The 14,767-nt window shown below is 59.7% G+C and carries 7 protein-coding genes; 3 read left to right on the top strand and 4 right to left on the bottom strand.

Going from position 1 to position 14,767, the window contains the following annotated elements:
• Positions 1-249: 249 nt before the first annotated feature.
• The 4 genes from E1J53_RS06945 to E1J53_RS06930 all read right to left on the bottom strand — a co-directional run bounded on the left by E1J53_RS06945 (position 250) and on the right by E1J53_RS06930 (position 7,591).
• A complete protein-coding gene (locus E1J53_RS06945; RefSeq protein ID WP_134270950.1) occupies positions 250-3,489 on the bottom strand; it encodes a glycosyl hydrolase in 3,240 nt (1,079 codons plus the stop codon).
• Between the two features lie 200 nt (positions 3,490-3,689).
• A complete protein-coding gene (locus tag E1J53_RS06940) occupies positions 3,690-5,045 on the bottom strand; it encodes a D-alanyl-D-alanine carboxypeptidase (RefSeq protein ID WP_134270951.1) in 1,356 nt (451 codons plus the stop codon).
• A gap of 166 nt (positions 5,046-5,211) precedes the next feature.
• Positions 5,212-5,955, bottom strand: a complete 744-nt coding sequence (locus E1J53_RS06935; protein ID WP_134270952.1) for a response regulator transcription factor — start codon at positions 5,953-5,955, stop codon at positions 5,212-5,214.
• Positions 5,956-6,181: 226 nt separating this feature from the next.
• Positions 6,182-7,591, bottom strand: coding sequence for a sensor histidine kinase KdpD (locus E1J53_RS06930; protein WP_134270953.1), 1,410 nt, complete (start codon positions 7,589-7,591; stop codon positions 6,182-6,184).
• A gap of 900 nt (positions 7,592-8,491) precedes the next feature.
• Here E1J53_RS06930 and E1J53_RS06925 point away from each other — a divergent pair.
• The 3 genes from E1J53_RS06925 (at position 8,492) to E1J53_RS06915 (ending at position 14,350) form a co-directional block, all read left to right on the top strand.
• Positions 8,492-9,223, top strand: coding sequence for an RDD family protein (locus E1J53_RS06925; protein WP_134270954.1), 732 nt, complete (start codon positions 8,492-8,494; stop codon positions 9,221-9,223).
• Positions 9,220-10,008, top strand: coding sequence for a sulfite exporter TauE/SafE family protein (locus E1J53_RS06920; RefSeq protein WP_253930914.1), 789 nt, complete (start codon positions 9,220-9,222; stop codon positions 10,006-10,008). Before E1J53_RS06925 ends, E1J53_RS06920 begins: the two co-directional genes overlap by 4 nt.
• A gap of 1,315 nt (positions 10,009-11,323) precedes the next feature.
• Positions 11,324-14,350 (top strand): hypothetical protein, encoded by a 3,027-nt coding sequence (locus tag E1J53_RS06915; protein WP_134270955.1) that lies wholly within the window; start codon positions 11,324-11,326, stop codon positions 14,348-14,350.
• The last annotated feature ends 417 nt before the right edge of the window (positions 14,351-14,767 follow it).

The following is a 14,767-nucleotide window of genomic DNA, read 5'->3' as shown; positions in this document are numbered from 1 at the left end:
CTCTAAGCGGTACCGGTCTATTATCCAGGAAGCACCGTCAGCTTACTTCGGTAGCGACGGCTTCAGCCGTTGGGGAAACATTTCGCCGGGTAAATCCGGCGCTACGGAAGTAAGGTTGCGATTTTTCAAGTGCAGTGAGGCATTCCGGGCTTCACTAGGCTCTGAACGAAAAGCTGCATGGTCCCCAAAAAAGGCCCGGCAGCAAAATGCTACCGGGCCCTGGTTTAATTTGGTTCGTACGGGCTGAGGCTATTCTTCCTTCCCGATGTTACCCTGTCCCATGATGTAGGGAGCGCCGGCGCTGCGCAGGCGATTGGCCATGGCGGGAATGTCTTTCGTCAGCATTTCCTCCACGGCGGGCATCATGTCTTCGATCATGGATTTGGCGATGCCGAGACTGCGGCGCATGTTCTCCGTCGGTCCGTAGGTCGTAGAAAGCCCCCGGTAGCCGGCGTAGAACTGGCTCTGGGCGGTGGGGGGTGTTTTCTCACCGATGGTGTTGCGGGCTTCGCTGCCCTCCACCTGCAGTTCCATTTCGCGGATCTTGGCCTGCATGGCGTAGAGTGATTCGTGCAGTTCTCCCGGAGCGATGGAGGCCCGGTTCAGGGCGACCTCCATGGCGTTCACCTGATCCTTGGCCATCGTGAACATCTCGTCGGCCCGGGCCATGAGATCCTGCACGGCCTTCACTTCGTCGCGGTAGGCCAGGTACTCTTCGGGGCTGGCACCCTCAATCGTGGGCTCGTGCAGGGGCTTCACCCGGAAGGAAACGGGACCGGCCAACTCGGTGATCTTGCCGTCCACTTCCTTGCTCATCTTCACGGAGTAGGTGCCCGGAGCAACCAGGGCGCCACTGGACCAACGGCCGCCGCCACCGCGGGCGCGCTGTCCGGGACGAACGGGCCAGCTGGAAGCGTAACGCAGGTCCCAGGCCACCCGGTGGAGGCCCTTACTGGCCGGGGCGGAGAGGTTGCGCACCACATTGCCGTCGGCGTCCATGACCGTCAGCCAGATGGTGGGTTTGCGCTGGCTCATTTCGGCGTCCAGTGCCTCGTATCCGGGGAATTCCAGTCCCTTGCCGTCCTTCATGGCCGCCTTTTCGGCGGCTTTCCGTTCCTGGGCCAGGGTCTTGTATTCTCCGTTGACGTTGTAGGTGAATACGGCACCGAAATCCGGGTTCTTGGCGGCGTACTGATCGGCTCCCACGCCGGGATCATCGTTGCGGGGAGAATACCACCAGGCATCCCGGACGCTGAACAGGGCGCCTTCGGCCTCCATGGCCTCCTCGCTCATTTCACGAAGGGGAGCGTAGTCATCCAGCACGAAGAATCCGCGGCCGAAACTGGCACCGACGAGGTCGTTTTCCCGCTTCTGGATGGCCAGATCCCGGAAGGGAATCGTGGGCGCGCCGCCAATTTTCTTCCATGCTTTTCCGGCGTTCAGGCTGGTGTAAATGCCATTTTCCGTACCGATGAACAGCAGGGACGGCTGGACGTGGTCCTGTACCAGTCGCCAGACCAGCGTGCGGTCCGGCAGGCTCTCGCCCAGGTTCGTCCAGGTCTTGCCGAGGTTGGTGGACTTGAACAGGTAGGGCGCAAAGTCGCCTTCCTTGTGGTTGTCGAGCGAAACGTAGACGGTATTTACGTCGTGGAGGTCGGCCTTGATGTCGTTGACGAAGGCGCGCTCGGGCACCCCGGGCAGGGAGCTGACCATGATTTTGCGCCAGTTGGCACCACCGTCTTCGGTAACCTGAAGAATACCGTCGTCCGTACCGGCCCAGATCAGTCCTTCCTTGACGGGCGATTCCGACAGGGAAGTGATGGTATTGTAGTTGGACATGGCGTTGAGGTCCCAGGGATTATCAAAACTCTGGATGCCGCCCATGATGGGCAGCGCCATGCGCTCCTCGTTGCGGGTCAGGTCACCGCTGATGGGCGTCCAGTCGTCGCCGCGGCTGTCGCTCCGCCACACCCGGTAGCTGGCAAAGTAAAGGCGCTTGGGGTCGTGGGGGCTCACCACGATGGGAGCATCCCAGTTGAAGCGTTCGTGCGGATCTCCTTCGCGGGCCTGGGGCTGCACCATGACGGGCTCGCCCGTTTTCAGGTCCACCCGGTGTAGACCACCCTGCTGGGTTTCGGCGTAGATGATGTCGGGGTTGCCGGGCTCGGTTGCCGACTGGTGACCGTCGGCGAAGAGGGTCTTGTACCAGTCGCCGTTGCGGATGCCGGCGTCGGAATCCGTGCGGCTCGGGCCACCGTGACTACCGTTGTCCTGGGTGCCGCCGAAGATGTGGTAGAAGGGCTCCCGGTCGTCCACGGCTACCTTGTAGTACTGGGTGATGGGCATGTTGTCGATGAAGCGCCAGTTTTCGGCGAGATCGAAGCTCTCGTAGATGCCGGCATCGGTGCCCACCAGTAGGTAATTGGGGTCGTCCTTGCGGAAGGCCAGGGCGTGGTTGTCGGAGTGCTTACGGTTTTCCTGCATCCGGCGGAAGGTCTTCCCGCCGTCGTCGGATATCTGCACCCGAACGTCCATCAGGTAGAGGCGGTCAAAGTTGTGGGGGCAGGCGTACAGCTCCTGGTAGTAGTGTGGGCCGGTACCGCCGGAAACGGTATTGCTCATTTTCGTCCAGCTGGCACCCATGTTGGTGCTGCGGAAGATGCCGCCCTTCGTCAGGTCTAGGGTAATGGCGGCGTAGACTACGTCGGGATTCTGCGGACTGATGGCCAGGCCAATTTTACCCATGTTCGAGCGGGGCAGACCGGAGGAAAGCTTCCGCCAGGTTTTACCGCCGTCGTCGCTGCGGTGGATGCCCGAGTTGGGGCCACCGCCCAGGTAGGCGGCTACCGTCCGGTGGCGCTGCCAGGTGGCGGCGTACATCACGTCGGGATTTCGGGGGTCCATGGCGATGTCGGTCACCCCGGTCCACTCCTCGTCGCCGAGGGTCCGGGTCCAGCTTTCGCCACCGTCGGTAGTCATGTAGAAGCCGCGGTCGCCGCCCTTGCTCCACAGGGGACCCTGCACGGCAACGTACACGACGTCGGAATTATCGGGGTGAACGAGGATTTTGGAAATGTGCTCGGACTGCTTGAGCCCCATGTTTTTCCAGCTTTTACCCCCGTCCATACTCTTGTAAATGCCGTCGCCAAAGCCGACGTGGCGGCCGCCGACGTTCTCGCCGGTACCGAGCCAAATGGTGGAGGGGTTATTCTCGTCGATGGTGATGCAGCCCGTGGAGTAGGTGGACTGGTTATCGAAGATGGGATCCCAGGTAATGCCGGAATTTTTGGTTTTCCAGACGCCGCCGGAACCTACCGCCACGTACCAAGTATTCTCGTGGGTGGGGTGAACGGCGATGTCGGCAATCCGGCCGGAGACGAAGGCGGGGCCAACGTTGCGCAATTTGAACCCGGACAGTTTTTCCGGGGCGTCCTGAGCGGTTAGGGCTGCGGTCAGGACCAACAGCATGGAGACAAACAGTATTCTCATCTGATAATGATTAAGGTTACACCGTCGCACGTGGAAGTTGCCAACTTCGCGGGACGCGAAGATTCTGGGGTGTGGTGAAAAAATGACGACGGTGGTGAATTAGTGCTCTATATCCTACAAGGTAAGGAAGATTGATCGGGCCATAAAAAACGACCTGCGGAAAGGGAGCAACGCCGTTTTTGGCGGCATGACTGACCGGACTAGAGGGATTTCCGGCACCAGGTCAAAACCTCCTCCATGGCCGCATAATAGGGCCGACTGCTGCCCACAAAATTGTTGTGCATAAAGCTGAAGGCCAGCCAGCGACCGGAGTCCGTGCGCAGCATTCCGCTCAGGCAGACAACTCCGCTGAGGGAACCGGTTTTGGCGTACACGAAGGGGCCGTCCTGGTCCCGGAAACGCCGTTCGAGGGTGCCGGACTCCCCGCCGATTGCCAGTAGTTGCGCGTAGCGGTCCCGGCCGATGAGCTCGGCGGTGGCCATGATGACGCGCACCAGGTGGCGGGGGGTGAAGAGGTTGTAGCGGCTCAGTCCGCTACCGTCCACCCAGCGGACGTCTTCCACGCCCAGGGCGGGCAGCAGGGTGTCGCGTGCGTAGGGGAGGATGTTGAAATCGGCGGGATTGCCGTAGCGCTGGGCGGCCGCCAGGAGCAGCAACTGCTCGGCCAGGAAGTTGTCCGAATGGGCCAGAACCTTGCGGTAGAGGGTGTCGGGGAGGTTGACGGTCAGTTCGCCGAGGCCCCGGCGCCCGGGGTAGGGGCGGCTACCGGTGCTGATGACCCGTTCGGGAACGCTGGCCGCCAGCTCGTTCGTGATCAGGAAGGGCGAGAGGTGGATGGGCCGTTCCAGGGGGAAGTTTTTGGGTTGGAAAAAATCCGGGCCCAGCGAGAAATTATTGCCGAGTTCGGAGCGGACGATCAGCTCTTCCTGGGTGGCCGACTGCCGCAGGCTGCTGGCCAGGGCCGGCGGAGAGCCCACCAGCGTCTGGCGACCGTTTTCGTCTTCGGGGGCCAGGTCGAGGTAGAGGCGGTTGCCGTACACCGGGAAGAGGCTCCGCTCGAAGACGTAGCCGTCGTTGTAGTCGTCCCAGCTCCAGCCGGCGCCGTAGCGCGGCACGTCTCCCCGGGGAGGGAAATTCAGCACTACGGGCAGGGAGGAGGACCTTAGCCAGGGCGTCAGTTCATCGTAGCCGACGAAGCGCGGGTGCAGCGTTAGTGGGTAACCGGCCCCCCATACTTCGAGGTGGTCGGCAAACTCCTGGTAGAACAGGGCGGGGGCCCGGTTGCCGAGGAGTCGCTGCGCCACGTAGAAGGTGACCAGTTTGACGTTGCTGGCGGGCACGAAGTACTGGTCGGCCTGCTCCCCGAAGAGGAAGCGGTTCTCGGCCAGGTCGTAGAGGCAAAAGCCGGTGTGGCCACGGGCGAAAGCCTCGTTCTGGGTGAGGTGTTCCGTCAATTCCCGCAATTCCTTGCCGCTTAAACCGGAAGTGCCCGGCACCTGCGTCCACGCAAAAAGAGGAGAAAAAAGGAGGCAAAAAAGGAAGAGAGACGGCCGCATGAAATTGGGATTAGGGGCCCAAAATAAAAAAAGCCGGGGTCAAGCCCCGGCCCATAAATCATAATCCCAAAAACTAAAAATCTTGCACCGCAGTCTGGGTGCTTTACTTTTATAAAGTCAAATGTAAAGAATTTTTGGATATGGGGACACCCCATTCCCAAAAAAACTAGTCTTCTTCGATCTCGCTCTTCACCAACAGCTGGAATCCGTTGCCGTGAATGTTGACAATTTCCATGTTGGGATCGGGCTTGATGTACTTGCGCAGCTTGGTGACGAAGACGTCCATGGAACGGGCCGTGAAGTAGTTGTCTTCCCCCCAAATTTTGGTCAGGGCTTCGCTTCGGCTGAGGATGTCGTTCTTATTGATGGCGAAGAGTCGCAGGAGTTGAGCTTCCTTCGGACTGAGCTTTTCCTTGCTCTTCTCCCCCCGGTCGTTGGTGTGGGTGAGGATGCGCAGCGGGAAGTTGAAGTGGAACTGACCGAACTCAAATTCCGTCTGTTCCTCCTTGGGGTCGGCGGGGACCTGGCTGCGCCGCAGAATGACGTTCATGCGGGCCAGGAGCTCCTCGCTGTTGAAGGGCTTGGTGATGTAGTCATCGGCGCCGATCTCAAAACCGCTCAGTACGTCCTCCTTCATGGCCTTGGCCGTGAGGAAGATGATGGGGGTCTGCCGATCGTTTTCTCGGACCTTCTTGGCCAGTTCAAAGCCACTCAGGCGGGGCATCATTACGTCGAAGATGCACACGTCCCACTGTCCCTGGCGGTAGGCTTCGAAGCCGGCCAGGCCGTCGGTGGCAAGGGTTACGTCATAATCGTGAACTTCCAGAAAGGAGCGCAGTACGTCTCCAAAGTTCTGATCGTCCTCCACCAAGAGCACCTTGGGGGCTTCTGCTTGGGTAGATTCGCTCATCGTGAGGTTATTTTTTTGTTTATGGGTTATGAATTGTCTGTAAGTATGCTAGGGAATTGGTTCGTTGGTCTTTTGGTAATTTAGTCTGTTAGTCTGTTAGTCTGTTAGTCTGTTAGTCTGTTAGAATTTTAGTCTGTTAGACTTGTAGACGAAGGGGGGTGTGGGGTTCCCTCCCAATAGACTAACGAGACGACGGACTAAAATGACTAAAAAACCAATCGTCCACTTAGGGTTGGCGGTAGGGGAAAGTAACGATGAAGCTACTGCCCTTCCCCAATTCACTCTTTACGTTAATCGTGCCGCCGTGTACTTCGATGATGGTTTTCACGTAAGAAAGTCCTAATCCGAAGCCCTTAACGTCGTGCCGGTCGCCCGTATGCACACGATAGAAACGATCAAAAATGTTTTTTCGCGCCTCACGGCTCATTCCGATGCCATGATCCTTAACAGTAACCTCAACTCCCTTATTAACATTGCGTGTGGAGACGATGATCTTTGGTTTTTCTGCAGAATATTTATTCGCGTTGTCCAATAAGTTGTTGATCAGGCTGCTGATGTGGGTATAATCGCCCTCTACGATGGCCGGGGATGCGGCCAGAGCGGTGGTGACTTTTCCGCCGCGGGGCTCCACCTGCAAGGAGATGTATTCCACGGCACTGGTGATGACTTCGTGGAGGTCGACGGCCGTCAGGTTGAGGTTGAGTTTAGACTTATCGAGCTTGGCCATCTGGAGAACCTTCTCCACCTGGTCGTTCATCCGCTTGTTCTCCTGCTTGATGATGGTGGCGAAGCGGCGGACCTTCTCCGGATTGCCCGCGATGCGCGGGCTGTTGATGCTGTCGGTGGCCAGAGAGATCGTCGCGATGGGCGTTTTGAACTCGTGGGTCATGTTGTTGATGAAGTCGGTCTTCATCTCGGAGAGTTTCTTCTGCCGCACGATGACGTAGATCGTGTAGATGAAGCAACCCAAAATGATGCTTACAAACAGGAGGCTGGCCAGCAGGTTGCCGCCGATGGAGTTGAAGATGACGCTTTTCTTCTCCGGACTGTAGGCCATCAGGTAGCCCGGCGTTTCGTTTTGCTCGTCGAAGAGGGAGACCCGGTAGGCGCTGTGGAGCAGGTCCTGGTGCAGGGTGGTGTCGGAACCCGTCTCCGAGAGCCGGCGGCCGTTGCGGATGACGAACTGGTGGCGGCGGTTGTCGTAGACGCCGTATTCGAGGTTGCCCGTCAGGGCGGCGTTCTCAAATTCCTGCTGCAGCTTTTTGTCGAGGAAGTTCCGGTTGACCCGCTCGTGGAGCGGGCGGTTGGCGAACTGGGCCTGCAACTCGAGGCGGTAGGAGTAGGGCTGACCGTCGGTGAGCCGCAGCTGCACCCCGCTTCCTCCGAGCAGGGAGGGGGATTTTACCGCTCGGTTCAGGTTGCCGCTGGTGAATCCGTTGTGGATCAGGTCGATCTCGCGGGCCTCGTTGTCTTCCAGTTCCTCGGCGACGTGGTTGAGGGCCGTCTGGATGGCCTTGTCGTAGCGCTCTTCGTTGATCTGCATACCGGTGCGGATCATGTCCAACTGCAACAAGATCACGCCGACAATGGCCACCACGATGAGGCCAACGATCAGGAAGATGTTCTTTTTACTCATGTAACTTGCCACAAAATAGGAATATGCGGGTTTTTACCAGGGAGGACGCACTAAGTACGCACCTGGGCCAGGTGGAGTTATCATCCGGGGCCATCTTTAAGCTAAGGTTAACGCTTTGGGGCGCGCCGCGGGCGCGGGGGTTGGTTGCTGAGTTGCTGGGATCCTGATTACTGAGGGAGCAGTGAGAAGCCATAGATGACTATCCTTAATCCTCGATCCTAAAACCTTGATCCTTTCCCGGCCGGCACGCTCAAAGGAACCGTTCGCCTGCGGCAGACCGGCACACTTTGAGGAGCCTGTAGGTTTTTTCCTTTGGGTGTCGACTCCACTGTTCGGACCGGCGGCCGCTTTGGGGCGCGCGCCGCGGGCGCGGGGGTCGGTTGCTGGGTTGCTGGTTGCTGGTGGGGCGGTGAGAAGCAAGAGATTCTTGATTCTGCAACCTCAAGCCTTTTTTCTCCCCTGGCCGGTCGGAAGTCTGTTCCACACAGCCGTTGGCAAGTGGGACGACGTCCGAACGGTCTTCGAATCAACCACGCCGCGTAAGAGAGGAAAGATGATGATTGTCGACTCCACTGTTCGGACCAGCGGCCGCTTGCCGATGGCTGCGCGACCGACGGTTCCGACCAGGGTGGCTTCTGGAGATAAAATTAAGGTTGGAAAGCGGAAAGGTAGCGGTCAGGCAAGCCTTGCCGCCTACTGAGCGCGCCTTAAATTATGGCGGTGATTTCCCCGGAATCGCCCAATGCGTACACCAATCGAGCATCGCAGTAGGCCGGATGATCCTTTTTCCTTTGCCTTTACGACCAGCTTGCGGAGCAAGCCTTTTCCGGACACTACTCCTCCACCTGCATCCTTGATCCTCCATCCTAAATCCTAACTTTCCGTACCTTCCCGCCACCAATGGCCAGCGTAACGATCCATACCACCCAGAACGTCAGCATCGACTACGAGCTGGCGAAGACCGGCACCCGGATCGGCAGCTTTATGATTGACCTGATCATCCTGATCATCATCAACTTTATCCTGGCCACCACCATGGCCGGACTGTTCAATTTTTTCGACGGTACCGTCTTCGGCCTCATGCCCCTCTTTATCCTGCTGCTGTACTTTTTCTTCAGCGAAATGCTGAGTCGCGGACAGACGCTCGGCAAGCGGATCGTGGGGCTGCGGGTAATCCGGCTGGACGGCAAAGATCCCACCCCGGCCGACTTCCTCACCCGGGCCGTATTCCTGCTGCCGGACGTCGTGTTCAGCGGGGGCGTCCCCGCCATCCTGCTGATCTCCAGCGGGCGGCACGCGCAGCGGCTGGGGGACATCGTGGCCGGCACCGTAGTCATCCACACTTCGGCTTCCACCTCCTTCACCCTGGAGGAAATCATGAGCATCCGCAACCGGGACGAGCACGAACCCGAATTCCCCGGCGTGCAGCGCTTCACCGACGCCGACATGATGATCGTCAAGCAAACCCTGGCGCGCTGGCGCCGCTACGGCAATCCCGCCCACCGGCGGGCGGTCCGTCAGCTGGCCGTGAAGATGGCCGACATCCTGGAGCTGGATAAGGCGGCGGTGCCCCACAGTCCGGAGAAATTCCTGGAAATCCTCCTGCTGGACTACATCGTCCTCACCCGATGATGACCGACTACCTGATTGCCCTGGCCGGCGCCCTCCTGGCCGGCTGCGTCAACACCCTCTCCGGCAACGGCTCGGCCATCACTCTGACCATCCTGATGGAGTTGCTTGGGCTGCCGCCCGACGTCGCCAACGGCACCAACCGGGTGGGCGTGCTCGGCAACGGGGCCGCGGCGACCTATGGCTTCTACCGCGGTGATCGTTTTAAGCTGCCCGCCGAGCGGCAGCGCGGTATGTGGCGCATCGTCATCATCACCACCCTGGGGGCCATCCTCGGGATCTACTGGAGTCTGATCATCTCCAACGAAGGCTTCCGGCAGGTCTTCCGCTACCTGCTCATCGTGATGCTTGTCGTCATCCTCGTCAAGCCCAAGCGCTGGCTGGTAGTGCCCAAATCTCCCCGGCAGCTGAGCGCCTGGCTTAGCGTGCCGCTCTTCTTCGCCATCGGTGTTTACGGCGGGTTCATCCAGATGGGCATGGGCGTTTTCTTCCTCGCCATCATGGTGCTCATCGCCCGCTACGACATCATCCAGGGCAACGTCGTCAAGGCCATCGTCGTCACCGTTTACACCATCCTGGCGGTTGCCATCTTCGCCTGGCGGGGCCTCATCAGCTGGGAAATCGGCGCGCTCATGGCCGCCGGACAGATGATCGGTGGCTACCTCACCGCCAAGTTCGCCTCCACCCACCCGAAGGCCGGGCTGTACGCCTACCGCCTGCTCATCGTGGTGATCATCGCCGCGATTTTGAAGGCGTTTTGGGGGGAGATTGGGGGGATGTTGGGGTAGGATTTAGGATGGAGGATTTAGGAGTTAGGATGATGCCGTTGATCATTTATTGCGACGGAGCGCAGGTGCAGCGAAGTAGAATCCTCGTGCTTAGCCGGGATGCAATGGCGCGACACATTGAATGAGCGCAAGAAAGAGGTAGCGTTCATCGGATGTCTCCGGAGCAAAGCGACGGGTCATCCGATGCATCGCGGCACGCCAGAAATCATAATCTCGATTATCTTGCCTTTCGGACAGTAAAGTCTAGGTCTCGCAAGATCATCAATGCCATAAAACCCAGAGAATGGATAACGTACACTCCAGAAAGGTGCAAAAAAGGAAGGGTATTCTCTACGCCGTTGAGGTGACCCTACTTATCGGACTGTTATTCTTCCTTTCCGAAAGCACTTCCGTAGTGCTTGCCTTCATGACGAGCACCCTTGGATTAGGAATACTGGTCCTGTTTATTCCATTCCTTATTTGGGGTATGATTAAACTTCACCGATGGGCAGTCGCTAAAATTGAGCGGACCTGATGGACCAAAAGTAGGAAGTCTAAAGGTCGTCGGAATATCGTCCCCGCGTTTCGGTCGGCGACCTGGCTGGTCGGACGCTTATCTTTTGGGTTACATAAGAAAGGATTTCCCGAAGCGACGCTCAAAGGTCCTGCGGACGCTTCGAGGTCGCGAGGGAGGATTGTTGGTGGGCTGTTACAAAATAACTTTTGTTGGTACAGTAGCGCCGGATTTATCCGGCGAAAGGTTTCGTTCAACGGCTGAAGCCGTCGCTACTGGAGTGGTTTTGTTTGGCTGCTGCGGGAAAGTGGGTGTGGTTGCCTTGGGCTTGTCCGGCTGGGCGTTAGACGGGGAAAGGCAACTCCAGGAAATACCAGCGAACTCGTCCGCCGAGGCGTGACGCAGGAACTGACTCGTCGGCCGAGTGGGGCTTAGCAGTCATAAAACAGCTGAAGGACGCAGGGAAAGTAGGTCCTTGAAGTGTCCGCGAAGCGGTCCTTTGAGTGTCCGGTTGGTGTCCCATAATTTAGGTTAAAGGATGAAAGAATACCCGAAGCCTTACCCCCGGTCGGCGGACGAGCCAGCTCGTGCCTCACGTCTCGGCCGACGACCTTGCTGGTGCCGCGACACATTGCACCTGCGCGCCGTCGCCCAAGTTGTAAGATGGAAGAGAGAAGACCAAAGAAGGAAGAAAAGAAAAAGCCTAACCTCTCCACGCCCTCCAACCGCTGCACCCAGTATCTCCCCCCTACTTCAAACGTCAAAAATCAAACATCAAAAATCCTATCCGCTATCTTAGCCACAACAAAAAGCCACTTCCCAATGAAACACCCCTTCCTCCTCGCCCTGCTGTGCCTGTTGTTCCTCGCCGAGCTGCCCGCGCAAATGGAGCTGGACCACCTTGAGTACCGCAACGTGGGTCCCACCCGCGGCGGACGCGCCACGGCCGTAGCCGGCGTACGGACCCAGCCCAATGTGTTCTACATGGGCGCCACCGGTGGCGGGGTGTGGAAAACGGAGGACTACGGCACGAGCTGGAGCAACGTCTCCGACGGCTACTTCGCCACGCCCTCGATCGGGGCGATTCGGGTGGCGCAGAACGACCCGAATATCGTCTACGTGGGCACGGGATCGGACGGCCTGCGCTCCAACGTGATCACCGGCAAGGGGGTGTATAAATCCGTGGACGCGGGCAAGAGCTGGAAGCATATCGGACTGGAAAAGACGGGCCACATCGGCGCCGTGGAGATCCACCCGGAGAACCATAACGTCGTCTTCGTAGCGGCCATTGGCAACGCCTTTGCGCCCAACCCGGAGCGGGGCGTCTTCCGCACGAAGGACGGCGGGAAGAGCTGGGAGAAGGTGCTTTTCATCTCGGAGCAAACCGGCGCGGCGGACCTGGAATTCATGCCCAGCAACCCCGACATCATTTACGCCACCGTCTGGCGGGCCGAGCGGAAGCCCTGGACCATCATCAGCGGCGGCGAAGAGCACGGCATCTACAAATCCATCGACGGCGGCGATACCTGGGAGAAACTGGGTGGCGGACTGCCGACGGGCATCGTCGGGAAGATCGACCTGGCCGTGAGTCCGGCCAATCCGAGCCTGGTGTACGCACTGGTGGAAGCCCCCGACGATAAGGTCGGCCTGTACCGCTCGGATGACCAGGGGGAAAACTGGACGCACGTCTCGAACGACCGCCGCCTCGGCATCCGGCCCTTCTACTACAGCAACCTGGACGTGGACCCAAAGGACACCGACGTAGTCTACGTGATGGCGACGCCCTACCTGAAATCCGTCGACGGCGGGAAGAGCTGGGGCCGCCTCAATCCGCCCCACGGCGACAACCACGATATGTGGATCAACCCCGATAACCCGCAGCTCTTCATCCAGGCCAACGACGGCGGCGCCAACGTGACCCACAACGGCGGCAAAACCTGGTCGACCCAGCTGAACCAACCCACGGCCGAGCTCTACACCGTGGAGGTCGACGACCAGTACCCCTACTGGCTCTACGCCGGGCAGCAGGACAACTACACCACCATTGCGGTGCCCAGTCAGCCGCCCTACGGCCACCAGGCCGGACCCATCGGACTGGTGATGAACACCGGCGGCTGCGAAACGGGACCCGCCGTGCCCAAGCCCGGCAACCCGAACATCGTCTACGCCAACTGCAAGGGCCGCTTCAGCGTGTACAACAAGACCACCGGGCAGGAGCAGAGTTACGACGTGGGCGCCGCCTACATGTACGGCCACAACCCCAAGGAGCTGAAGTTCCGCTTCCAGCGGGTATCGCCCATCCACGTCTCGCCCCACGACCCCGACGTGGTGTACCACACCTCGCAGTTCGTCCACAAAACCACCGACGACGGCAAGAGCTGGGAGATCATCTCGCCGGACCTGACCGCCTTCGAGGACGATAAGCAGGTGATCTCGGGCGCGCCCATCACCCGCGACATCACCGGGGAGGAATTCTACAGCACCATCTACGCCATCCGCGAATCGGCCGTGGAAGCGGGCGTGATCTGGGTCGGCGCCAACGACGGTCCCGTGCACGTCACCCGCGACGGCGGCGGCAAGTGGGACAACGTCACGCCCAAGGACCTGCCCGGTGGCGGTCGGGTCGACTGCGTGGAGCCCTCGCCCCACGATGCCGGCAAGGCCTACTTCAGCGTGCTGCGCTACCAGCTGGGCGACTGGCGGCCCTACATCTACAAAACGACCAACTACGGTAAGAGCTGGACCCTGCTCACCGACGGCAGCAACGGCATCCCCGCCGATTACCCCGTGCGGGTGGTGCGCGAGGACCCCGACCGCGCGGGCCTGCTCTACGCCGGGACCGAGTTTGGCATGTTCATCTCCTTTGACGACGGCAAGAGCTGGAAATCCTTCCAGCAGAACCTGCCGGTGACGCCCATCACGGACATCAAGGTGCACCGCAAGGACCTGGTGCTCTCCACCATGGGCCGCTCCTTCTGGGTGATGGATAACCTCTCCGCCCTCCACCAGGGGGCCGAAGCGCTGGCGGGCGATGCGCCCCGCCTCTTCCGGCCCCGCGACCACATCCGGGCCCGTTACCGCGGCGGTCGGGGTGGCAGCGACCACGTCGACTACCGCCTGCCGGGAGTTGACGTCGAGTACTACCTGCCCAAGGGCGTGGCCGGACCGATCCAGCTGGACTTCCTGAACGCCGAGGGCAAGGTCGTCCGCACCCTACGCAGCGGCAGCGGCGCGACGGGCGACGGGACGGTGACCCGGGATATGTCGACCGAAGAAATTGCCTACACCCTGAGCAGTGCCCTGCGCACCACCGAGGGGCTGCACCGTTTCCGCTGGGACATGCGGCACCACGGCGCCTGGGACGCTAACCAGCGCCGGCGCTACGCCGGCGGGCCGATGGTGGCGCCGGGCACCTACACCGTCCGCCTGACCGTAGACGGGCAAACGATGGAGGAATCCTTTGCCCTCCAGCTCGACCCCAACGTGGCGGCCAGCGGCGTCACCCTGGCCGACGTGCAGCAGCAGGAGGCTGTGGCGCTGGAGATCGTCGATCTCCTCTCCGACGTCAAGCGGATGAGCCACGACATCAAGCAACGGCAGAAGGCCCTTAAGGGCAAGGCCAACCCCACCGCCGAGCAGAAGGCCCAACTCGCCGAGCTGGCGGAGCTGGAGCAGCTGCTGGAAACAGCGGAGGGTACTTACATGCAGCCCATGCTCATTGCGCAGATTGGTTACCTCTACGGGGTCGTCCGGCGGGCGGATCAGGAGCCCGGCCGGGACGTTTTTGAGCGCCTGGAAGAGCTGCGGGCGGAGAAGGTGAAGCTGGAAGGGGTGATGAAGGATAAATAGGGAGATAATCCCTACTTGTTGGGGGTTGGATTCGGGGCCGTTGCTGGAGGGTGGCGGCCCCGAGGTTTTGGGGGGAGTATTAAGGGCCGCAGCGCGCTGGTGCAAGGCTATTCAGGAGGAGCAAAGCTGAATATTACGTGTTTGAACATAGATGTTTGGACAGGGGATTTATTTGGGGGGTGGGGTTGTGTTGGATTAGAAAAATTGTTATGTTTTGGCTTGCCCCACATCCTTAACACCTGCCCTTTAGCGTGATTGCACGGATATTTCGGGAGATATGCGCAGTGCCTGCTGAGGCTGTATGCTAGGCTGAAAACGGCCCAAACCGCACATTTTAGCACATTTGGTTTTTGCCACCGGTCAAATCCTACTTCAAAAAACCAAAAGAGCTAAAATTTCCCCGATCCGCTGAGAGGG

The sequence above is a fragment of the Lewinella sp. W8 genome (genome assembly GCF_004375085.3).
Classification (GTDB): domain Bacteria; phylum Bacteroidota; class Bacteroidia; order Chitinophagales; family Saprospiraceae; genus Neolewinella.
This window is presented reverse-complemented; position numbering and strand designations above follow the sequence as displayed.

Excerpts from the sequence above, each read along its gene's own strand:
- E1J53_RS06935 (WP_134270952.1), bottom strand. The coding sequence starts at position 5,955 with ATGAGCGAATCTACCCAAGCAGAAGCCCCCAAGGTGCTCTTGGTGGAG.
- E1J53_RS06915 (WP_134270955.1), top strand. The coding sequence starts at position 11,324 with ATGAAACACCCCTTCCTCCTCGCCCTGCTGTGCCTGTTGTTCCTCGCC.
- E1J53_RS06940 (WP_134270951.1), bottom strand. The coding sequence starts at position 5,045 with ATGCGGCCGTCTCTCTTCCTTTTTTGCCTCCTTTTTTCTCCTCTTTTT.
- E1J53_RS06930 (WP_134270953.1), bottom strand. The coding sequence starts at position 7,591 with ATGAGTAAAAAGAACATCTTCCTGATCGTTGGCCTCATCGTGGTGGCC.
- E1J53_RS06925 (WP_134270954.1), top strand. The coding sequence starts at position 8,492 with ATGGCCAGCGTAACGATCCATACCACCCAGAACGTCAGCATCGACTAC.
- E1J53_RS06920 (WP_253930914.1), top strand. The coding sequence starts at position 9,220 with ATGATGACCGACTACCTGATTGCCCTGGCCGGCGCCCTCCTGGCCGGC.
- E1J53_RS06945 (WP_134270950.1), bottom strand. The coding sequence starts at position 3,489 with ATGAGAATACTGTTTGTCTCCATGCTGTTGGTCCTGACCGCAGCCCTA.